The organism is Psychrobacter aquaticus CMS 56 (assembly GCF_000471625.1).
Taxonomy (GTDB): domain Bacteria; phylum Pseudomonadota; class Gammaproteobacteria; order Pseudomonadales; family Moraxellaceae; genus Psychrobacter; species Psychrobacter aquaticus.
The window spans coordinates 106939-128195 of sequence record NZ_AUSW01000013.1 but is presented as its reverse complement, the minus strand read 5'-3'; the positions used below and the strand labels follow the sequence as shown (position 1 = coordinate 128195).

Sequence of the window (21257 nt, the reverse complement as noted above, 5' to 3'; positions counted from 1 at the left end):
ATCTTGGCATCACTTATTTATGATTGCCAATAAGCTACAGGTTATTGACACTATACCCTCGCCCAAAAACTTCAAACAAGGCAATTATCATTGCCATCTTTTATTTTTTAGAATGATTCTCTTTCGCTTTTGACAATCGTAATAAGTTGCCGATACTATAGACATTTTTTGGCAATATTATTTGATAACTTGTTACTTGAGGTGACCATGACATCTTTTGCACCTGCTTGCGCTCCTATATCTACTGTTGTCAGACGCTTTAGTCGCTATTTACTAATGGTGCCGCTGTGTATGCTACTGGTTGGTTGTGACAGCGCCTCATCAAATGATAATAAAGAGGTACGTACTGAGGTCGTGCCTGTGGAGTCTTTAGAGGACTTCGAGTCACGAAATGCAGCAGAGGGCTTATCAGACGATAGTAATGCTCAATCAAATGCTAATAGCGAGCTAGATGTAACAGAAGAAGGGCAATCGCTCATTGCAGCGGCCCAATCAGTAAATGACACACATACGCACCAATCGCTGATGAGCTCAGAGTTGCCTAGTAGTAGCACATTACAAGCCACATTGATGGGTGATTATGGTGGCATGGTACCTTGTCAATCTTGTGCCAGTATTGACGTCACATTGAACTTGTTTGCTGACGGATCAGTCTTAAAAACTAGCATTTATAATCATCCTGAAAAACCGCAAGCGCCGCTAGTTGAATCTGGTGTTTATCGTCAAGACAACAATAAAATTACGATAGTCTATGAAAACAAAAGCATTGAGACTTATCATATCCAAGACAATCATCTTGTCTTAATGGATGAGTACAAAAATCCTAATAATGACTATATTCTGGCGCGAAAATAACACAGCATGTAAATAAACCATCAGGCAAAAATAATAAGATGCGACTCATAATTGACTTTATTAAAAATACCAAGCAATCAAGCTTATAAATGCTAATATAGAATGACACTCAATAAGCTCAATTAATGAGACCAACTACGCCTACTTAGAGGCGTTTTTTATTGGTTATCTAACGGTGTTTACTTTACAATGAGTGCCTATTTGCCACGCTGATATTTTGGTAATTATTGACTGTTTTGATACAGAATATGGCCAGCGCTGATAATATTTCGGCGGAGTACGTCCTATAATGAGCAGCCGCTTAGTGCCGCTAGCTTTTCGGATGACTCTACATTTCTATTCATTTAATTTAAGCTCGTACGGAACGTCTATGCATATTCATATTCTTGGTATTTGTGGTACTTTTATGGGCTCGCTGGCGCTACTGGCACGCGCACTTGGACATACGGTTACAGGTTCTGATGCCAATGTTTATCCACCCATGTCTACCCAACTTGAGAATGCAGGCGTCACTCTCGAAGAAGGTTATCTGGTAGCGCATTTGCAGCCAGCACCAGATTTGGTTGTCGTCGGCAATGCGATGAAGCGCGGCATGGATGTCATCGAATACATGCTAGACACAGGTCTACGTTATACCTCAGGGCCACAGTTCTTATCTGAGCAAGTCCTACAATCGCGCCATGTAATAGCCGTAGCTGGTACTCACGGTAAAACGACGACGACAACCATGCTGGCTTGGATACTGCATTACGCTGGAATCGATACGGGATTTTTGATTGGTGGCGTACCATTGGTTGATACTACTGATGAGCATCTTCAGCAAGTCTTTGCACACAGCAGTTATTTGGGCACAGAAAATAATAGCGAGGGCGACTCAAAGGCTGGTTACTTTGTCATTGAAGCGGATGAGTACGACTCGGCATTTTTTGATAAACGCTCAAAGTTCGTTCATTACCGTCCGCGTACCGCTATTTTAAATAACCTCGAATTCGATCACGCTGATATTTTTGCAGATCTTAATGCCATTCAGACTCAATTTCATCACATGGTACGCATGATTCCAAGCACTGGCAAAATCATCATGCCAGCCGCCGCTATCAGTTTAGAAGATACATTGGCAAAAGGGGTTTGGACGCCAATTTGGCGGACAGCCGTCGTTGATTCTGCTCTGACCAACGCTAGTACACAGGATAAAAACCCAACCAATCCTAGCGACTGGCAGGCTGAACTTATCAGTCAAGATGGCGGTCAGTTCAAAGTCGTGTTTGCTGATAAAGAGGAATCGGCAGTTGTAGATTGGTCGATGAGTGGCATTCATAACGTCAATAATGCCTTGGTTGCGGTAGCGGCAGCTTATAATGTTGGGGTCAGTGTCGCTACTGCTTGTGCAGCGCTATCAGCTTTCGCTGGTATAAAACGTCGTATGGAGCTGATCGGTAATGTGCATGATATTTTAGTGTTTGATGATTTTGCTCATCATCCGACTGCCATTATGACGACTCTAGATGGTGCCAAAAAGAAACTGGCGGGCAGACGCATTTGGGCGATTATTGAACCACGTAGTAATACCATGAAAATGGGCATTCACCAAGACAGCCTAGCTGAGTCTGCCGCCCTCGCGGATTATACGCTATGGTACGAGCCTACTGGTCTAGAATGGGGTCTAAAAGAAGTCATCGAACAAGCCAATGCTGCAAACAGTCACATCGGTAACCAACAAGTCATGTCGAGTGTCGATGCGATTATCGAGCATGTACGCACACAGGCACAAGCGGGTGATGCCATTGTGATTATGTCTAATGGGGGCTTTGAAGGTATTCATCAGCGCTTATTAGTAGCACTACAGCGTAATTCCAGTGATCCTCAATAAAAACGAATCTAAACCATATTTGCAATGAGAATGTAGCTTCTTTATTGTAGATGAGAGCGTGGCTTTGCAATAAACAAGCCACGCTTTTTTGTATTCAGATAATTGTTATTCGTTTCAATATATCTGTCATTAATATTGGGCCGATATAAACACAAATAACTTATTACACTAGTGGCTTTGTAACTGTTGCTACCTTTGTAACCTTTCATTTACTTATCCTACCTGCATATTAGCAAATCGATAGTTTTTCTCACATAGCTCATACACTGGTAACATTTTGCGCTTACCTTTACTCCTACGCAGTGCATACAATGTATTTATGAAAATTAGCAAATTATTATAAATGACAATAACATTAGGAGAATAAAATGAGCTTTATTTGGATGATTATCGTAGGTTTAGTCGCTGGTTTATTGGCACGTGCTATCAAGCCCGGCAGTGACCCTATGGGCTGGATAATGACCATCGTGTTGGGTATCGTCGGTGCTTTGCTTGGTGGCTTTATCGCTGGACTAATCGGTATCGATGCTGATGGTGGCTTTACTGGTCTGATATTCTCAGTGATTGGTGCAATCATATTGCTCTTCTTGTATGAGATGATTATGAGCAAACGTCGCGTATGATTTTACGATGTCTTAGCTAATTAATAATAGAAAGCCTTGCGAATAGCAGGGCTTTTTTTATGGTTCTGCCAAAATTCGTAATCTTCGTTTTTTGAATCATAAAGCATGATATAGAGTAGAAAGTATTGATAAGCATTACTTTTGCCCCCATTTATCTTATAATATCAACCCTATTTTGTCCTTATCATTGAGGTGAGCGTTATGGCATTACTCCCTATCCTAAATTATCCAGACCCGCGTTTGCGCACCATTGCAAAGCCTGTTAAGGAAGTGACTGCTGAAATCAAAACCTTAATCGCTGATATGATTGAGACCATGTACGACGCCCAAGGTATTGGCTTGGCTGCCAGCCAAGTTGATCAACACATTCAACTCATCGTCATGGATTTATCTGAAGATAAAAACAACCCTCGGGTGTTTATTAATCCAAAGGTAACGCCACTGGTAGAAGAAAAACAACCATACGAAGAAGGTTGTTTGTCGGTGCCTGAGGTCTATGATAAGGTTGAGCGTCCTAACAAAGTACGTATTGAAGCCTTGGATGAGAATGGTGAAAAAATCGATGAGGAAGTAGAAGGCTTGCTGGCAGTGTGCATCCAACACGAAATGGATCACTTAAATGGTGTGATATTCGTCGATTATCTATCCCGTTTAAAACAAACACGCGCTCGTGACAAAGTACGCAAAATCATCAAAATACGTGAAAAACAAGATGAACAAGCAGCGGATAAACAACCACAGCTGACCAATTCTTGATGTATTTATTCTCTAAGCAAACCGTTACATAAGCTCTATTTTTATCGCTCTATGACGCACGATGGTAATGATGTGACATTAAAATAGTGATGTAACGCAAGTTTTTATTCTCTAACATATTTTCTTCATTAAAGGTTTTCTACCATGACCATGATCAAAATCGACCAATATTTTGACCCTGCCGGTTGGCAGAAATTCACCAAAGCAGCTGAAGGTCGCGAGACACCACTTTTGGTGGTAGACCTTAGCCGTATCAAAACAAAGTTTCATGAAATGGTCGGTTTTTTTCCTAATGCCAAAATTCATTATGCAATGAAAGCCAGTCCTGCCGTTGAAGTCATTAACTTGCTGGCGGATCTTGGTTCAAACTTTGACTGTGCGTCGATTTACGAGCTTGAGCGCGTGCTTGATTGCGGTGTTGATGCTTCACGTATTTCTTATGGCAACACCATCAAAAAGGCCGAACATGTCAAATATGCTTTTGATAAAGGCGTTGATTTGTATGCAACCGATTCAGCAGCCGATTTAAAAAATATTGCTGAGCACGCCCCAGGTTCAAAAATATTTGTGCGTATATTGGTGCAAGGATCAGAAACAGCAGAATGGCCACTGTCTCGCAAATTTGGTTGTCATCCTGACATGGCGATTGAGCTATTGATTCAAGCGCGAGCGTTAGGTTTGGTGCCTTATGGCATCTCGTTCCACGTGGGCAGTCAGCAAAAAGATGTCGCAGCATGGGATGATGCGCTGGCCAAGGTCAAATACATGTTTGACTGGATGAAGAACGAAGAAGGCATTAAACTGCAAATGATTAATTTGGGTGGCGGTTTTCCAGCCAACTACATCAGTGAAGTCAACCCTATAAAAGTCTACGCTGAAGAGATTAACCGTTATTTGACCGATGACTACAATGCCGAAGACATGCCTGAGATTATTCTTGAGCCGGGGCGCTCATTGGTCGGCGGTTCAGGCGTGCTAGTCAGTGATGTGGTACTAATTTCTCGTAAATCAAATACGGATTTGACTCGCTGGGTATATACCGATGTGGGATTGTTCCAAGGCTTGATTGAGACATTGGGTGAAGCCATCAAATATCCTGTCTATACACCGAAGATGGAGACGTCTACTAGCGAAGGTACGGTGGTATTGGCAGGCCCAACCTGTGATTCAACAGATATCATGTACGAAGAGGCAGGCTATCAGTTGCCAGAAGAACTGGGGATCGGTGATAAGATATATTGGCTCACCACTGGCGCTTATACCAACTCTTACTCCTCAGTTGAGTTCAATGGTTTCCCACCACTAGAAGTTACCTATATTGACTAATAGTTAAGAAATGAGCATTCGTTGAAAAGCGCGGCACTGTGATTCACAGGGCCGCGCTTTTTTATATTTATCTGGTGCTGCCTTTCATCATTGACTACTGTACCAACAGTGAAATAGGCACACTGTTATCATTATTCATAACGCGATTACTGCCGTAACTGGTACTCTGGTTTCGGCTGCTTTGAGAGATTTGTCCGATATTCACCCATTGTCCACGTGGAATAATAATGGTGCTATTGAGGCTTTGACCTTGAATGCGGTTATTGCTGACGCTTTGTCGATTGTAGGACGACTTGGGTCGCACCAGCCTCTCCTCAACTTGTGATAATGTCACTTCGACTTGACCGTTCGGTAGTAGTCTTGGGATCACGCTAATACCTTGGGTCGTTGGTAGTAATACCTGCTGCTGAATGACGATTCGTCCTATCGGGCGAGAATATGTTGAGGTGATGGGATAATAGCTTTGAGCCAATGACCACAATGTGCTCGTATCAATACTTGCCGCACTACCAGATAAGGTTTGAACTTGATACAAGCTACTGCCTTGCTGCTGACTGCTACGCTGATTGATGATTCCCGATCCTTGGATACCGCGGTTGGTAATAATGACCTGCCCTTGCTGGATATTGCCTTGAGCGCTGCTATTCTTACCGACACGTACAGCGACCGTTAGCGCTTGTGGTTGACGGTCAATCTGAGTCAATAATTGCTGCACTGCTTGATAATTGGCAGATGTTGTGCGCAAGACCAACTTATCTTGATAAGTGGTGACCGTACCGCCATCACGACTGTTATTCAGTTGCTGACGCACAGCTGGTAATAACGCATTGCCGCCATAGGTATGAATGACGTAGGTTTCGTAACGGTTCTGATTGACGGCAGCGTGCACCGTTATTGGCAGAACCATCGAACTGAGAACAATCGCTGTTTGGCGCGCATAATCAGCACTTTTGATAGCGGTAATCGTAGTGCTAAGCATCGCTATCAGGTTATATTTAAACTTATCCACGTTTCACCCCTAATGATGAGCAAGCAAGTGAAGCAATAATTAAGAAAAACTAATCGTTTAAACCCAAGACATCTTGCATATTATACTGTCCCGTTTGCTGCTCAATCACCCAAGTTGCAGCACGCACTGCCCCTGCTGCGAAAGTCATACGCGCTCGGGCACGGTGAGTAATCTCCACCACTTCGCCATCTGCGATAAACATCACGGTATGATCGCCAATGATTTCACCGCCGCGAATCGCATGAATGCCAATCGTTCCCGCTTCACGCTCGCCAGTTTGTCCTTCGCGACCATAGACGGCAACGTCTTTTAGATTCTGTCCGCGTGCTTCTGCGACGGCTTCTGCCATCATATAAGCGGTGCCAGAAGGCGCATCGATTTTATGTTTGTGATGCGCTTCGATTACTTCTACATCCGCAGCAGTGCCAAAGGCTTTGGCCGCCATTCCTAGTAGCTTTAATGACAGATTAACGCCTGTTGAGTAGTTACCGGCGTAGACGATTGCCACTTCCTCACTTGCTTTTGCCAATACTTGCTCTTGCTGCTCGTTAAATCCTGTCGTACCGATAACCATAGCGACATTGTGCTCAGCACAGATTTGCATGTTTTGTTCGGTGGCATCCGGCAAACTAAAGTCAATCAGCACATCGATGTCTTGAACCACCGACTTTAGATCATCGACAATCTGCACATCCAAACGTCCGATGGCGGCAACTTCACCAGCATCCGCACCAACGAGGCTTGACCCTTGACGTTCAATGGCAGCGTTAAGGGTGGTTTTTGGATTATCGTTTACCGCCTCGATGAGCATGCGACCCATACGACCGCCCGCGCCGATCACACCGACATGGACAACTTTTTTATTTACTGATTGATTCATGGTTTATCCTAGAAGCTTTATTTTAGTCAGACAATTTTTAAAATTATTTATCGTAAGTTTAGCAAATATCAGCGTGTGATTGGTTTTTTATCTAGCCAATAAAAAACCCAAAAGTTCCATGTGAAACCTTTGGGTCAATTCTATATACGTATTTTATATACCTACGTATCAGTTGTTGTCAGACATGATTAATCAAATAAGTCGCCAATCTTTTTGAAAAATGATTTTTTATGTGGCGACTGTTGATGCTTGCTATCGCCATCCAAAGTATCTTGGAACTGACGTAACAGATCTTTTTGCTCGCGAGTTAAGTTCACTGGCGTCTCGATAACAACACGGCAGATCAAATCGCCTTTCATCGTCGTACGTACTGGCGTCACGCCTTTGCCGCGTACCCGTAGCAGTTTGCCACTTTGTGTGCCTTCCGCTACTTTGATTTTTACTTTGCCATCTAGCGTTGGAATTTCAACTTCTTTACCAAGCGCTGCATCCGTGATGCTGACTGGCACATCCATATAAAGATCGGCACCTTGACGAGTGAAGACGTTGTGTGATTTGACACGGACTTCAACGTATAGATCGCCGTTTTGCACGCCAGCACCACCTGCTTCACCTTCGCCCGCCAAGCGAACGCGATCACCATCATCGACACCCGCTGGGATAGAAACTTCTAGCGTGCGTGACTTATCTTTAACCCCATTACCATGGCAGTCAGGACAAGGGTTTTTGATTTGTTTACCAGTGCCGCCGCACTGTGGACACGCTTGCTGCACGGCAAAAAAGCCTTGCTGCATACGAACTTGGCCTTGACCATGACACATCTGACAAGTCACCACATCAGAGGCGTCTTTTGCGCCTTTACCATCACAAGTGTCACAAGGCGCAGGGGCGGTAAAGCTGATTTCTTTTTTGCAGCCACGAACCGCTTCTTCTAAAGTCAGCTCAATCACATAACGGAGGTCTGAACCACGACGCGAGCGTCCACCGCCGCCGCCGCGTGATTGACCAAAGATATCACCAAAATTACCAAAAATATCGCCAAAGATGTCTTGGAAGTTGCCGCCGCCTGCACCGCCAAAACCGCCACCGCCCATGCCATTTTCAAAGGCTGAGTGACCCATACGGTCATAGGCTGAGCGTTTGTCTTCATCACTCAATACCTCATAAGCCATCGACGCTTCTTTAAATTTATCTTCAGCATCGGGGTCATCAGAGTTACGGTCTGGATGGTATTTCATCGCCAGCTTGCGGTAAGCTCGCTTAATCTCTTTGCTGTCAGCGGTCTTACTGACACCCAATACTTCATAAAAATCGCGCTTACTCATGAGCTCTCCTATCGTCTTTACAGTCCACCGGCTAGTCGATTTATGACCCTAGTCACTCATTCCTTTAATACTACCGTCGTCACACTTATAGGTTTCACATGAAACATAAGCGAATGATAAGTAAAAAGAGAAGATGACTGTATAAGTCTGACTAGCGAATACGGCGGGATGCTGCTTAGCCAAATCAATTATTAAAAGTTTGCGCTATTTATGGAGATGGCATGGGAATTTATCAAGCGCTTAGGTCGGTAAAGTAGCAATCAAGCTAGGTTATGTAGTCATAAAAAAGGTTTTATTAAGAAATGCATAAAGGTTTTCATACCTTAATAAGCGTACACCATGCTAATATTTATCGCCATATTAAGTACCATATTAAGTACTATAGGCGACCCTTAATAAATGGATACGCCAACAGAGACGACAAAAAATTCATCTCCGTTACGCTGACTATTTTTTATATTGACCTGACTCTATTCAAACATTGTTGTTCATATTTACATTCACAGTTATTCAGTTTGCAATAAGGTATCGATTTTTATGAAAAAGCTGATTGTTTTATTGATCGTCATTGCCGTGACCGTCTATGCAGGCTCACCTTATTACAGCGCTTATCAGCTCAAAAATGCTTATGAGGCCAAAGATGGTGCCACTATCGCGGCGGCTATTGACTATGACCAAGTCAGGCCCAGTATCCAAAATCAATTGACCACTCAGTTTACAGCATCAATGGCTCAGTACCCATTGGTCGCTGAGCTGGGCGGTGAGCCATTGATGCAAGCGGCCAATAGTTTTATAACGCAGGCAGTCGATGGGGCGATTACGCCACAAAATATCGAAAAAGTCATCAACACGCAAGGTCAAGCCAATACAGCCACCAAAGAGTTGGCTGCAGCATGGGCTATCGCAAGTAATCAAGTCGACTTAAAAAACCTGATTCAAAACTTAATCATCCAGCGCGGTGATGTGAATGCCGTGGTGCAAAGCCAAATGCAGCAAATCATGCAAAAGCAAGCGGCGGAACTCGAACAACAGGCGGCGCAAGGCACGGATAGCGACAAACCAAAGCTGAGCTATTGCGGTATCAATTGCTTCAATATCAGTGGTCAAGTTAAGGGTTACCCTATCACCATAGAGATGCAGCGTGACGGTCTGATTAACTGGAAGATCGTGGATATTGTACTGCCTTAAAATCTATTTTTAACAGTCAAAGCCTTACTATTAATCTTTATTCACCTGAATGAAAAACCGCTTTATGAGCCATGTTCATAAAGCGGTTTTTTGGTTACTGAGTCTAACAATGCTGGTATGCGTTAATAAAACTACTCGACTCCCAAGAACTCTAAAAACTCAGGACTCTCAAAACTTGCTTGATATAGCACGCCATCTTCACGGTAGATCGCTGGTGTCGCCATCACTGCCAGACCAGCAGCTTTATCGCGATTAGACGTGATATGGTCACTCTTACAGCTGGCAGATGCTGGCGTCATCTTCCCTTGCAACATGGCTTTGTCAAACGCCTTGCGGCGACTGTTTTCATCGTTTTGACACCAAATACCACGCATCTGTGTGGGTGACTGCTCATATATCGGATAGCCGATAATCTTTACCGTGACGCCTTTTGCATTGAGCATGGGGAGTTGTTGGTGCAAGCGACGACAATAAGTACAGTTCACATCGTCAGCCACGTAAATAACTGCCCTTTCCGTAGTGGTTGCTGGGTAATTAATCAGTTGCCGCTCATCTAACGTCGCCAATACAGACTGGTTTTTGCGTTTTTCAAAGTTTGTATCGAGACCAATGAACTGACCATTTTCGATCACAGATATCTCACCATCGGTGATGTACTGGGCATCGTCAGATAGCAAAAAAGGTACGCCTTCTAACGTGGCTCCCCAAATAACACCCGGTACGGCGGTATAAAAGAACGGTGTTTGAGCACTCATGTTTTTGAGCGCACCCATATTGGCCAGCATAGCTGATTTGACGGCTGCGCTGACTGGCCGACCTACTTGCTCGCTGTTACTGCGTGGCAACGTTTCGGGCACGACTCGCTTGCTTGGGTTCTTTTGCAGCTCACCTTGAATGACATATTTTCCGTCGGCAGTGATGTGCAAAGGCAACTGCCCCACCAAGTTGACTTGATACATATTGGGCAAATTCGAGGGCACAATAGAGGTGATTTGCGTTTTTATGCCAGCTTGTTCTAAAACTTGGCGCAACCGCTGGTCAACAGACTGACTTGATGTACCAACCATTTGCGGGCTTTTAGTAGCTTGACCGACTGTTTTTTGAGTCATATCAGTGGCATTGGGCTGTGCACAGGCGGTGGTTGCCAGTAGCAAGGCGCCAATCAGGCTGGTAGGTTTTAATATGGGTAGTTTCACAGAGACAGTCCTATCTGGTTTGCAACATTAACAAAAACATTATGTAAATACGCATATTAAAAAGACAAACAGACTGTAGCATAAGACTGAATATTGCAGAATAATAAAGAAGCAATTTTGCAAAATCGTCACGCAGCTTTAAGAGACAGGCAACACAGACAGTCCGTAGAAATAATAGACATATAGTGAATTCTAAATGAAAGAGGTGCGACCATTATTAATGTGCTGCTAGAATAATATTTTCTTGCTTGCTGTGCCTTCGCAGACAGAGGCTACAAAAATATTATTCTAGCGGCACTGTATTGATTTTATCGTGGATTGACTATAGTAAAAATAACTGGCAATAAAAAGCAGCACACTGTGTAGTGGCTGCTTATGGTATTTAAGTGACTGGTTTTAAACCATTACGTTGATACGCAGGGATAGAACTCAAAGCGCTATAAATAAAATACTATAAATTTAGAATTTGGCAACTTCATCGGCCGTTAAAAAGCGACTGTCGCCTTTGTCCAAACCATCCAAGTTGATATGACCAATACTGGCGCGATGCAGCTCAGTCACTCGATTACCAAAATAACCCATCATGCGTTTTACTTGATGATACTTGCCTTGCTCTAAGGTCAGACGCGCATGGGTATCATCGATGAATTCAAGAATCGCGGGCTTGGTTTCTTCGTGGTCACCTTCTAATAAGATGCCTTCGGCTACTTCTCTTACTGCATTTGCCTGTGCATCGCTGTCCATCGCATCGGCTAAGGTCAACTCATAAACCTTTGCATGCTCATGCTTGGGACTGGTGACACGGTGTAGCCAGCCGCCATCATCACTGATAAGCAAAGCGCCAGTAGTATCAACATCGAGTCGTCCCGCAATACGCAAGCTACCAAGTTCTGGTACGGCTATCAGCTCGGTGACGATGGGGTACTCTTTGGCTTTTAATGTACATTCGAACCCTTCAGGCTTATGCAGCAAGATGTAACGATTGCCCGTCGCAACTGATAATGGTTCGCCTGCCCACATCACCTCGTCGTTGACGATATCGACATGTAGACCGGGATCTTTGACGACTTGCTCGTTTACTGTCACTTCGCCCGCGTGCATAATCTTTTTCGACTCTTTGCGCGACAGCTCAGTGGCTTTACTAATAAATTTATCTAGACGCATACTATTAACTACCATCCGTTTTATGATACCTATTCTACCTCAAAGTTTAACGTCGCAAGCACTCGCACAAGTCTTGTTCGCTACCTTAGATGATAAGAAGTGGTACTATAATAAAAAATTAAATGAACACTGCGCCAAATACGGCAGGCAGTGAAAGTTAGACAAGTTTACCATATCCAACTCAGACCTGATGAAATATGAGCTATCAAACGTTAAAACGTGCTGTTACCGCGCGCTTAGCAATCAAAAAATCCGATTTCATTACTTATGCCTATCCCGTGGCTTCACGTGAAGACGCGATGTTTCATGTGGAACAATTGCGCGACCAATATGCCGATGCGCGTCATCATTGCTGGGCGTATATCATTGGCGATCCCAATAATACCACCAGTGCTGGCTTTGACGATGACGGCGAGCCAAATGGGACGGCAGGCAGGCCAATACTCAATGTCTTACAACACAAGTCTATCGGCAATGTCATTATCGTCGTGGTGCGTTATTTTGGCGGTATAAAGCTTGGTGCTGGAGGTCTCACTCGTGCTTATGCAGGCGCTGCGCAAGCGGCCGTTGATGAAATGACATTAAGTCCTTATGTACCAATGCTGCAAGTACAGATACTGGCGGAGTTCGCCACCGAAGCGCAGTGCCGCTATGTGGTCGAGAGTTTAAACGGCAAGATTGATGATGTTGCTTATAGTAAGCAAGTCACGCTTACCGTCACGCTGGCTGAGGCAGATATCGAGGGCTTAAAAGAACGTCTTGCGATGGATGGTCGAGTGTTGGATAAACCATAAGCGATAGTTGATCCTAAATAAAAAGAGTACAACAATGATAACGTACTGCCAACATCATATTCTCTTGCTTGCTGTGCCTTCGCAGACAGAGGCTACAGAAATATGATGTTGGCTGTACTGTATGTATTTTATAGAGGATTGACGATATGAAACAATTTGGCATAACAACGTTTTCATCACAGATAATGTTTTAATCACGGATTTTGAGTAACCGTGTTTTGAGTAACCCTGTTTTGAGTAACCATGCGTTCACTGAAAACTATTGGTTTTACTTCTTGCTATCGCTATGATAAGGCATGAATTTTAACCAACAAAAACGAAATAAGCTCCCTAATTAAATAAGACCCCGATATGTCAACTTCCAAACCGAATAAGCCTTTTTCTCCATCGCCTTTTAAACCGCCATTTTGGCTAACCAATCCCCATTTACAAAGTATTTTGCCCAAGTTTTTTGCGCCCAAAGCACCCACTTATCGCCGTGTGGTCGAAAAGGACTCTTTGGAAGAAAGCGATATCGCTTATGATTTTTACGATGCGCATCCTGTAGAAACATCGACAGATGGTGAGCGGGAACAAACGCCCCTTATCGTATTGTTTCATGGAATGGAAGGCAGTAGCGATAGCCACTATGCCCGTGCTTTAGCGTATCAGATGCATGCGCAAGGCTGGCACTTCGTCGTGGCGCACTTTCGCAGTTGTGGCGGCATTCCTGCTAATGGTAGAGTTTTTTATAATGCGGGTGATACCGATGAAGTGCATCATGCGCTACAAAATTTAAGTCAGCAATACGCCAATATTTATGCAGTTGGGGTGTCACTTGGCGGCAATGCGCTGGCAAAATATATGGGTGAATATGCGGATAAGGCGTTATGCGCTGCCGCAGTGGTGATTTCTGCACCTGTTGATATGTCATCGGCGGCCATTACAATGCACAACTTTTTAAGCCATCGAATTTATACGCCGTACCTGCTCAATCCGATTATCAAAAAAGCCTTAGCCAACGATATTACTCAAGATGAGATCGACTCGATCAAAGCCGTCAATCGTATCAGTGATTTTGATGATATCTTTACCGCGCCGCGTCATGGCTACCGCTCTAACAATCACTATTATCACTCGTCCTCTGCCCTGCCTTATTTAAGAGACGTGACTCATCCATTATTACTTATTAGTGCTAAAGACGATCCCTTTATTGGCTTTACCGCGACGCCAAATGATGTCTCTGATAGCGTCACCATTCTCGATACGGCTCACGGTGGCCATATTGGTTATCTGCGTTATCGCTCTGATAAAGACACATCACCTCATCTTTATAAAAAATCAAGATTTGATATCAACTGGATACCCGAAACCGTGAGTGTGTACTTCAACTGGATTGGCGTTGAATCACGTAAAAAATAAGTATAAGTGCTCTGACAATAAACTTCTGATATGACGAATATTAATTCTGCTCTTTAACCTTTTGAGACTGCTTTATGTATCCATTTATCCGTTACGCCAGTACCATCGCTCATGCGGCACTACAAGTGAAAAAGGGCAATACTTTAGCGCTAAAGGAGACAAGCGAAATCAGGTTTCGCTGCCGTTTATCAGACATTGATAACTTCTTGGAGATGAACAACGGTCGCGTGTTTACGCTATATGACTTGGGACGTATGGACTTTGCGGTACGCACAGGGTTGGCAAGCAGCTATTAAAACAGCGTTGGGGATTGGTCGTTGCTGGCAGCACCATCCAGTACCGCAAGCGGATTCGCGCGTTTGAAAAGGTCACACTAAAGACCAAAATCGTTGGCATCGATGCACGCTGGATGTATATCGAGCAGTCGATGTGGGTCAAGGGTAAGCCGTGCTCTTCTGCGCTACTACGTACTGGGGTCACCGAAGGCGGCAGAGTCATCGACACGTCACGTGTGCTGACGGCGTTAGGTCAATCTGAGTGGGAATTACCGCCAACTGGCTATGTGGCAGAATGGATTGTAAGCGATGCAGATCGTCCGTGGCCGCCTGTGGCTTGAGGTTAAGTTTTACTATAGTTAGATAAATGGGGTGGTTTTTTTAATTGTCTTTTTGAGGATTTGAGAAACCGAATTTTTTATTCCATGCGAAGCAATACAAACTTAAATATATAAACTTTAGTATGCTAATATTATATTAACTTATATGCTTCAATAAGCGTGAATTTTATGACTAATAGAAATAGTGAATATGAAAGCTTCTTGAATGAGTGGCAAGAGTTAGTAAATAAAATTTGCGATATATCTATAGTAGATACTGATAGTGAATCAACTGATCCTACGCAAGAGTTTGCCCGATTGTTGAAAGTTATTACTTATATGGATGAAACTATAAAAAGTATTGATAGTGAACTTGTTCCTTTAACCTTATGGAGTGAATGTAAAAATCATTGTATAAGCTGCAAATCAAGTGTAGAGGAAGCTATCAACAACCAAACTGAAGCCACTGTTCTAACAGCTAATAACTCAGTAGATGTATTACTTTCTAAACTTGCTCCCTACTTTCAAGATTCTTTAGCTAAAATTAAAGCGATGAAGCCTGCTTTTAATGAATATACTAAATATATCACAAATCAGCTCGAGGCTTATAAAGAGAAAAACAATGATTTAGTAAAGCACCTTAAAGGAAAGGTAAGTACTGCTTCAAAGATTAATGATGAATTGCTTGAGTATAAAGATAGTATTTCGAAGTTACATAGTGAGTTTTTAGTAGGCACAGACGAAGAACATTCACTGCAGGCAAAGATGAAAGGTCTGGAAGAATCTATCGACGAACAACGCTCTAAGATAGACGCTTTTTATAGTTCTCTTTTGATAAATGAAGGCTCAATACAGTCTAAAATAGAAGAAGCTCAAGAGCTAATAACTACTGCAAATACAGAAGTCCAAAAAATTCGAGATGATTTATCCGTAAAGCTTAATGAATTAGACGACTTTCATAACAAAGTTTTTGGGGAACCCAATGCAGAGGGTGACATAGAAAACGGACTCAAATTCGAAATTAATGAAAGAAAAAATAACTTAGATTCTTTAATCACCACTCAAACAGATCAATACAAGGTTATAAAATCTAATATTGAAAGTCTGTTGCCTGGCGCTACAAGTGCTGGATTAGCAAGTGCGTATCATGAATTAAGTATATCTTTCAACGAACCTATAGAAAAATATTCCAAATATTTTACTATCTCTCTTTTTCTTCTTTTACTTGTATCAGGTTCCTTGACCATACATAGTTTACTTTTGACTAATTTTCCATCAAATGCTGATGGTCGTAATTTTCTCAATGATATAGGCGTGTTTTTACTTCAACGCTTACCTATTGTTTTACCTATTATTTGGTTTGCGGTATTTGCTTCTAAAAGAAGAAGTGAGGCGGAGAGACTAAAACAAGAATACGCACATAAGGAAGCTTTGGCTAAGTCCTATCAGAGCTTTAAGCTTCAGATAGAAGAACTTGATAGTGAAAACAAAGAACCTTTACTAGAAAAACTTTTAGCTGCTGCTATTGAAACTATAGCTATGAACGCTTCAAATACGTTAGATAAAAAGCATGGTGATAATGCTCCTCTAATTGGTATCTTCGATAAAACTGTTAATAAACTACCTTTTACTGACCCTAAAGAGTAGTTTTTTCATAAACTATACCTGCTTAACTACAAAACCATAGTCAACCATTTTAACTACAATTTTATAGCCAAAACCCCTCAATCCATTCAGCAACTAAATAAACATTATCCAACACGTGAACCGCCTTCCTCTGCTACAGTAAGTCATGTAAACATCCTACTAAAAAGGCGGCCCGTCATGACGTTACGTAACACGCTTAACTTAACCTATGCGATCATTCAAGCACCAATGGCAGGAGCAACCACACCCGAGCTGGTGGCGACGGTGAGTAACTTTGGTGGATTAGGTTCATTAGGTGCTGGCATGACCGCACCAGATGTTTTAAATAGCCAAATCAATACGATTAAAGCCCTGACCGACCGTCCTTTTATGGTCAATCTGATGGTGCTATCTGAGCACGAGGCGAGCATCTTTGATGCCGACATACCCAATTGGTTAACTGATTATTATCAAAAGCATAATATAGAAGTTGCATTACCTGAACGCCCTGCACAGAGCTTCGCGGATCAGCTACAAGTGCTCTATAACAATCCTGTGCCTGTCGCTAGCTTTACCTTTGGCATTATCAGCACCGAGCAAGTACAGCGTCTGCAAAGTGTAGGCACGTGCGTTATCGGTACAGCCAATCATCCCAAAGAGGCAAAACAGTGGGTAGATATTGGCGCGGACGCGGTCTGTGTACAAGGGGTAGAAGCTGGTGGGCATCGTGGTGGCTGGTTGCCACAAAGTGAAACCGACCCTTTAGGGTTATTGACATTGATTAGTCAAACGCGCGCCCTCACCGACATTCCCTTGATTGCCGCTGGTGGTATCATGACGGCACAGGATATCAAGGCAGTGCAGACAGCTGGTGCTGAGCTTGCGCAAATGGGGACGGCGTTCTTGACCACAGATAAGTGCGGTATCAACGACACTTATAAGCAAGCGCTACTTGATGCCAGCCAAGGCAAACGCAGTACCGAGACACGCTTAACGCGACTGTTTTCAGGCAAGCTTGCGCGTGGTTTATTAAACGATTATCTGCGTGAATTCGCCCAATTTGAGAGCAGTACGGATCTACCGCCTTATCCCCAGTTGAATGCCATGACCAAGTTTGCACGTGCTCATGCTACCAAGCGTTTGGACGCCGAGCATCAGTCTTTATGGGCGGGACAAGGCGTTGCTTTGGTTAAAGACGAGGATACGATTGCATTGTTAGAGCGTCTGGTAAAAGAGTTATCATTGCCTATAGAATGATTTTATCTTGCTTACGGTGCTGTTGCTGGCAAAGGCCGAGAAAATTTATCCTAGCAGTACGGTGTTTATTTTATGATGAATTGACAATATCATAACCATCACTGATGACTCATGACATAATACGCCTCATCATGAACGTAGCATCATCACCACGCAGGACAGCATAATACTATGGCAAAATTCCCCACCATCAAAATACGCACACGGCGCAAATACTATCGGCTCATTTTCACAGGTCTCATGGCGATGATGATGTCACTTATTATCTCAGCGGCATTGATCATCGTTAAAGCCGGGATTCATGATGGGTTTTTTATGACGCTGATACACTCATGGGGCTTAGCGTTTATGTTTGCTTGGCCGAGCGCTTATATTTGTGCTTATTTAATTCAAGAGCACGTGCTGAGTCGCATTGAGTTTTATTAGTGGCTGTATGGGATTTGAGCATAAATTTCGACCGTAAATAAAATCTACAAACTTTAGTATACCTGTGCCTCATAAAAACCGTTAAGATAGCTTTCATACTGTTTTTGCTGAGAGCGTGCTATGAGTCAACCACGGCGCACTATTGAGCATTTGCTTCAACACGGTATTCTCCCCATCACACAGGCTGATGCAGCAGCCTCTCATCTCGAAGTCTACCCCAATAAGCGGACATGGCTGGCATTTTTTGACAAAGCTTTGCTGGTTATTGGCGCTGTCGCCCTAGCATTGTCTCTTGTGTTCTTTATTGCCTACAACTGGCAAAACATGGGCAAGATGGGTAAGTTTGCTTTGGTTGAAGGGACGCTGCTCGTCACCATCGCTCTCTACGTTGGACTCTCTTTTAGGCGACGATTTTTACTCATTCGCCAGTTATTATTGCTCATCGCCAGTATCATCACAGGCAGCCTACTGGCATTGTTTGGGCAGGTGTATCAGACGGGCGCAGACACGTGGCAGTTATTTTTTATGTGGGCGTTGCTCATCACACCGTGGGTCGTCATCGCGCGTTTCCCTGCGCTATGGTTATTGTGGCTCGGGCTGATTAACGCCAGTCTCACTTCATATTTTGATATATCAGATTTCTTGTTCAACGATTATTTATATCAAAGAGTGGTGCAATTAGGCGCACTGGCAATCACTAACTTTATCGCCTTAAACGTCTGGCTATTTTTTATCGAAAACAAAAAGCGCAGTCAAACGACTTCTACCCGAATAGAGCCGTCTCACTCTATCGCTGATAGACAACGTCCGACCAAATCCAGTTTGCACTGGAGCACTTATGCAGTTGGTTTACTCAGCACCTACTCCATCACTCACCTCGCTATTTTCACCATTTTTGAAAACAACCGTTTTCTAATGTCAGCGGTTTTATTAGTGATGTGGCTAATTTGGTGTGTGTTTATGGTTTGGCGATTTTATCGATACAGCGTGAGTCTATTGATGCTGACCTATTTAAGTGGCTCTGTCATTATCGTGGTGATGTTTTGGGCAGGTAAGCCGCTATTAGACCATCTTTATATGAGTGGCTTTTTAATCTTAGCCCTATTGCTGATGGGCATGAGTTCAGCGGCGGTCGTTTGGCTACGTAAGGTGGCGCGTTTGAGCAACGAAAACAACATTCCAAATGCTGTGGTTAAAGGACTAGCTAGGGGACGCAATGATGAATAGCGACATGAATAACAACCACTTGCGCGCAACCCTTTTACAACTCCAACAGCGTGGATTGGTAGACACAGATGCGATTGATAAAAGTGGTCAAACAACCCTAGTTGATAATAATTTTCAAGAGCATACCCCTTGGTTTATACAAGTGCTTTTTGGCCTTAGCGGTGTCGTAGCGAGTCTGTTTTTTATTGGCTTTTTGACTTTACTATTAGAAGGTACGGGCGTGCTTGATAGCGCCATCATGATGGGCATTATTGGTCTGTTGTTAAACGCGAGCGGTTTTTGCTTATTTAAGTATGAGCGTCGCCGCGATAATGTATTTTTGAACAGCCTAGCCTTGATGACTAGCGTTGCGGGTCAGTCATACGTCATATACGCCTTGAGTGAAAGCGGTATTGCAACGCCTTTTAGTGTGTGGATATTTCTATTGCTGCAAAGCGCCTTAACGCTTATCGTTCCAAGCTTTATGTACCGCTTACTCAATAGCGTGGTGGCATTTGGCTGCGTGGTCTATTTACTCAATTATTATGATTTGCCTGAGATCAGTTTGGGTTTATTGGCACTGGTTGCGGTTGTCAGTCATTTACAACGTTATACCCTGTTACAGCATGTCCCTCCCAAATGGCGAGCATTCAGTTTTGAGCTGATAAAAGCCGTTGGTTATGCCAGTGCTCTCATGCTGCTATGCATCTCCGTCTACTTTATCGCTGCTGAATACGGGCATGGTTTTGAGAGCGATGGCGACGCTGTCTATCATTATTATGTGGCGCAAGCGCTGCTCACACTTGCCAGCCTTTATGCAGCTTATCTGATACTCAAACGCTACCAAATCAAATTCCTGTCAGCCACGGGAGTCATCGTGGGCTGTACGGTCGCGGTGCTGGGCATTGTCTCGATATATGTCTCAGGCTTGCTGGCTACCTGTGTGCTTGTGGTGATTGCCATGGCCAATAGCCAGCGTACCCTATTGGCTATCGGTATTTTTGCCTTAGTCTGCTATGTGTTTTGGTACTATTATCAACTCGATACTTCTTTGTTGGTCAAATCTATCTCCATGCTGGTTGTTGGTATTGCGCTATTATTGATGCGGTGGCTACTTATTAAACAGTATTTTGCAGAGAATACTACTCATCCTGCGACCGATAGTCAGGAGCATTTATCATGAAAGCCACTCATTGGACACAAAAACGAGCCTTCACTATTGCCATTTCCGTGCTTGGATTGGTCATTATCTTCATTATCATGACGTTGAATGTGGCGAAATATGAGACGCATCTTGCCAGCGGTGATATCGTTTTATTACCCCTTGCGCCTGTCGATCCGCGCGGTTTCATGCAAGGGGATTATATGACGCTCAGCTATGCGTTAGAGCGTGACATTTTAGACACGCTTGAGAAAGTAAGCGACCTTGAGAAAGCCGCAGATGGTTATGTGATCGTGCGTTTGGATGAACATAATGTTGGGCAGTTTGTACGATTAGCTGATAGTCATCAGCCTGATACTTTAGCCGCTGATGAGATGGCTATTCATTATCGTGTGCGCAATGGCTCGGTCAAGCTTGCGACCAATGCGTTTTTCTTTCAAGAAGGTCATGCTGAGGCTTTTGAAGCGGCAGAATACGGCTTATTCCGTCTCAATGATAAAGGTGATCCGCTCCTGACCAATCTCGTCAACGAAACATTTAAAGTGATTGATCCGTCAAATAATAATAAAGAAAAATTAACAATAATTTAAATTAGATG

General features: G+C 43.4%; 19 protein-coding genes and 1 pseudogene. 15 read left to right on the top strand and 5 right to left on the bottom strand.

Going from position 1 to position 21257, the window contains the following annotated elements; genetic code table 11:
* The first annotated feature begins 168 nt into the window (after nucleotides 1-168).
* The 5 genes from M917_RS02950 to M917_RS02930 all read left to right on the top strand — a co-directional run bounded on the left by M917_RS02950 (nucleotide 169) and on the right by M917_RS02930 (nucleotide 5430).
* Nucleotides 169-855: a copper resistance protein NlpE N-terminal domain-containing protein gene (locus M917_RS02950; protein ID WP_227500810.1), complete on the top strand. Its 687-nt coding sequence runs from the start codon at nucleotides 169-171 to the stop codon at nucleotides 853-855.
* Nucleotides 856-1225: 370 nt separating this feature from the next.
* Entirely contained in the window at nucleotides 1226-2725 is a 1500-nt protein-coding gene (gene mpl / locus M917_RS02945; protein ID WP_021813271.1) for a UDP-N-acetylmuramate:L-alanyl-gamma-D-glutamyl-meso-diaminopimelate ligase, read from the top strand.
* 368 nt (nucleotides 2726-3093) lie between these two features.
* Entirely contained in the window at nucleotides 3094-3348 is a 255-nt protein-coding gene (locus tag M917_RS02940) for a GlsB/YeaQ/YmgE family stress response membrane protein (protein WP_021813270.1), read from the top strand.
* 201 nt (nucleotides 3349-3549) lie between these two features.
* Nucleotides 3550-4104, top strand: coding sequence for a peptide deformylase (def, locus tag M917_RS02935; protein WP_021813269.1), 555 nt, complete (start codon nucleotides 3550-3552; stop codon nucleotides 4102-4104).
* A gap of 150 nt (nucleotides 4105-4254) precedes the next feature.
* Nucleotides 4255-5430 carry a type III PLP-dependent enzyme gene (locus tag M917_RS02930; protein ID WP_040641802.1) on the top strand — a complete coding sequence of 392 codons (1176 nt, stop codon included), beginning with the start codon at nucleotides 4255-4257 and terminating at the stop codon, nucleotides 5428-5430.
* A 94-nt stretch (nucleotides 5431-5524) separates the two neighbouring features.
* Here M917_RS02930 and M917_RS02925 read toward each other — a convergent pair whose 3' ends face one another.
* From M917_RS02925 to dnaJ, 3 genes are all read right to left on the bottom strand, one after another.
* The gene (locus M917_RS02925) at nucleotides 5525-6439 is read right to left on the bottom strand and encodes a hypothetical protein (RefSeq protein WP_021813267.1); all 915 of its coding nucleotides are present in this window, start codon (nucleotides 6437-6439) and stop codon (nucleotides 5525-5527) included.
* 49 nt (nucleotides 6440-6488) lie between these two features.
* Nucleotides 6489-7319: a 4-hydroxy-tetrahydrodipicolinate reductase gene (gene dapB, locus M917_RS02920; protein ID WP_021813266.1), complete on the bottom strand. Its 831-nt coding sequence runs from the start codon at nucleotides 7317-7319 to the stop codon at nucleotides 6489-6491.
* Between the two features lie 188 nt (nucleotides 7320-7507).
* Complete coding sequence (gene dnaJ, locus M917_RS02915; protein WP_021813265.1) at nucleotides 7508-8644, bottom strand: molecular chaperone DnaJ; 1137 nt, start codon at nucleotides 8642-8644, stop codon at nucleotides 7508-7510.
* Between the two features lie 537 nt (nucleotides 8645-9181).
* Between dnaJ and M917_RS02910 the strand changes: the two genes are divergently transcribed.
* The gene (locus M917_RS02910; protein WP_021813264.1) at nucleotides 9182-9832 is read left to right on the top strand and encodes a DUF2939 domain-containing protein; all 651 of its coding nucleotides are present in this window, start codon (nucleotides 9182-9184) and stop codon (nucleotides 9830-9832) included.
* A 131-nt stretch (nucleotides 9833-9963) separates the two neighbouring features.
* Here the strand turns inward: M917_RS02910 and M917_RS02905 are convergent, their stop codons facing one another.
* Nucleotides 9964-11028 (bottom strand): disulfide isomerase DsbC N-terminal domain-containing protein, encoded by a 1065-nt coding sequence (locus M917_RS02905; RefSeq protein WP_021813263.1) that lies wholly within the window; start codon nucleotides 11026-11028, stop codon nucleotides 9964-9966.
* Nucleotides 11029-11487: 459 nt separating this feature from the next.
* Nucleotides 11488-12192 carry a pseudouridine synthase gene (locus tag M917_RS02900; RefSeq protein WP_040641798.1) on the bottom strand — a complete coding sequence of 235 codons (705 nt, stop codon included), beginning with the start codon at nucleotides 12190-12192 and terminating at the stop codon, nucleotides 11488-11490.
* Nucleotides 12193-12389: 197 nt separating this feature from the next.
* Between M917_RS02900 and M917_RS02895 the strand changes: the two genes are divergently transcribed.
* The 9 genes and pseudogenes from M917_RS02895 to M917_RS02855 all read left to right on the top strand — a co-directional run bounded on the left by M917_RS02895 (nucleotide 12390) and on the right by M917_RS02855 (nucleotide 21249).
* Nucleotides 12390-12986: a YigZ family protein gene (locus M917_RS02895; protein ID WP_021813261.1), complete on the top strand. Its 597-nt coding sequence runs from the start codon at nucleotides 12390-12392 to the stop codon at nucleotides 12984-12986.
* A 351-nt stretch (nucleotides 12987-13337) separates the two neighbouring features.
* Nucleotides 13338-14387, top strand: coding sequence for a YheT family hydrolase (locus M917_RS02890; RefSeq protein ID WP_021813260.1), 1050 nt, complete (start codon nucleotides 13338-13340; stop codon nucleotides 14385-14387).
* Nucleotides 14388-14461: 74 nt separating this feature from the next.
* A pseudogene (locus tag M917_RS02885) lies at nucleotides 14462-15003 on the top strand (acyl-CoA thioesterase).
* A gap of 168 nt (nucleotides 15004-15171) precedes the next feature.
* Nucleotides 15172-16629 carry a hypothetical protein gene (locus M917_RS02880; protein ID WP_021813257.1) on the top strand — a complete coding sequence of 486 codons (1458 nt, stop codon included), beginning with the start codon at nucleotides 15172-15174 and terminating at the stop codon, nucleotides 16627-16629.
* A 177-nt stretch (nucleotides 16630-16806) separates the two neighbouring features.
* A complete protein-coding gene (locus M917_RS02875; RefSeq protein ID WP_021813256.1) occupies nucleotides 16807-17865 on the top strand; it encodes an NAD(P)H-dependent flavin oxidoreductase in 1059 nt (352 codons plus the stop codon).
* A gap of 171 nt (nucleotides 17866-18036) precedes the next feature.
* Entirely contained in the window at nucleotides 18037-18291 is a 255-nt protein-coding gene (locus M917_RS02870) for a DUF2798 domain-containing protein (protein WP_040641754.1), read from the top strand.
* Nucleotides 18292-18411: 120 nt separating this feature from the next.
* Complete coding sequence (locus M917_RS13640) at nucleotides 18412-19518, top strand: DUF2157 domain-containing protein (protein WP_021813254.1); 1107 nt, start codon at nucleotides 18412-18414, stop codon at nucleotides 19516-19518.
* A 4-nt stretch (nucleotides 19519-19522) separates the two neighbouring features.
* Nucleotides 19523-20680 carry a DUF4401 domain-containing protein gene (locus tag M917_RS02860; RefSeq protein WP_161626687.1) on the top strand — a complete coding sequence of 386 codons (1158 nt, stop codon included), beginning with the start codon at nucleotides 19523-19525 and terminating at the stop codon, nucleotides 20678-20680.
* Entirely contained in the window at nucleotides 20677-21249 is a 573-nt protein-coding gene (locus M917_RS02855) for a GDYXXLXY domain-containing protein (RefSeq protein ID WP_021813252.1), read from the top strand. The genes M917_RS02860 and M917_RS02855 overlap by 4 nt, the downstream gene beginning before the upstream one ends.
* The last annotated feature ends 8 nt before the right edge of the window (nucleotides 21250-21257 follow it).

Bases quoted from the DNA above. Each gene is read 5' to 3' on its own strand.
- mpl (WP_021813271.1), top strand. From the start codon at position 1,226: ATGCATATTCATATTCTTGGTATTTGTGGTACTTTTATGGGCTCGCTG.
- M917_RS02940 (WP_021813270.1), top strand. From the start codon at position 3,094: ATGAGCTTTATTTGGATGATTATCGTAGGTTTAGTCGCTGGTTTATTG.
- def (WP_021813269.1), top strand. From the start codon at position 3,550: ATGGCATTACTCCCTATCCTAAATTATCCAGACCCGCGTTTGCGCACC.
- M917_RS02930 (WP_040641802.1), top strand. From the start codon at position 4,255: ATGATCAAAATCGACCAATATTTTGACCCTGCCGGTTGGCAGAAATTC.
- dapB (WP_021813266.1), bottom strand. From the start codon at position 7,319: ATGAATCAATCAGTAAATAAAAAAGTTGTCCATGTCGGTGTGATCGGC.
- dnaJ (WP_021813265.1), bottom strand. From the start codon at position 8,644: ATGAGTAAGCGCGATTTTTATGAAGTATTGGGTGTCAGTAAGACCGCT.
- M917_RS02910 (WP_021813264.1), top strand. From the start codon at position 9,182: ATGAAAAAGCTGATTGTTTTATTGATCGTCATTGCCGTGACCGTCTAT.
- M917_RS02900 (WP_040641798.1), bottom strand. From the start codon at position 12,192: ATGCGTCTAGATAAATTTATTAGTAAAGCCACTGAGCTGTCGCGCAAA.
- M917_RS02895 (WP_021813261.1), top strand. From the start codon at position 12,390: ATGAGCTATCAAACGTTAAAACGTGCTGTTACCGCGCGCTTAGCAATC.
- M917_RS02890 (WP_021813260.1), top strand. From the start codon at position 13,338: ATGTCAACTTCCAAACCGAATAAGCCTTTTTCTCCATCGCCTTTTAAA.
- M917_RS02880 (WP_021813257.1), top strand. From the start codon at position 15,172: ATGACTAATAGAAATAGTGAATATGAAAGCTTCTTGAATGAGTGGCAA.
- M917_RS02875 (WP_021813256.1), top strand. From the start codon at position 16,807: ATGACGTTACGTAACACGCTTAACTTAACCTATGCGATCATTCAAGCA.
- M917_RS02870 (WP_040641754.1), top strand. From the start codon at position 18,037: ATGGCAAAATTCCCCACCATCAAAATACGCACACGGCGCAAATACTAT.
- M917_RS13640 (WP_021813254.1), top strand. From the start codon at position 18,412: ATGAGTCAACCACGGCGCACTATTGAGCATTTGCTTCAACACGGTATT.
- M917_RS02860 (WP_161626687.1), top strand. From the start codon at position 19,523: ATGAATAACAACCACTTGCGCGCAACCCTTTTACAACTCCAACAGCGT.
- M917_RS02855 (WP_021813252.1), top strand. From the start codon at position 20,677: ATGAAAGCCACTCATTGGACACAAAAACGAGCCTTCACTATTGCCATT.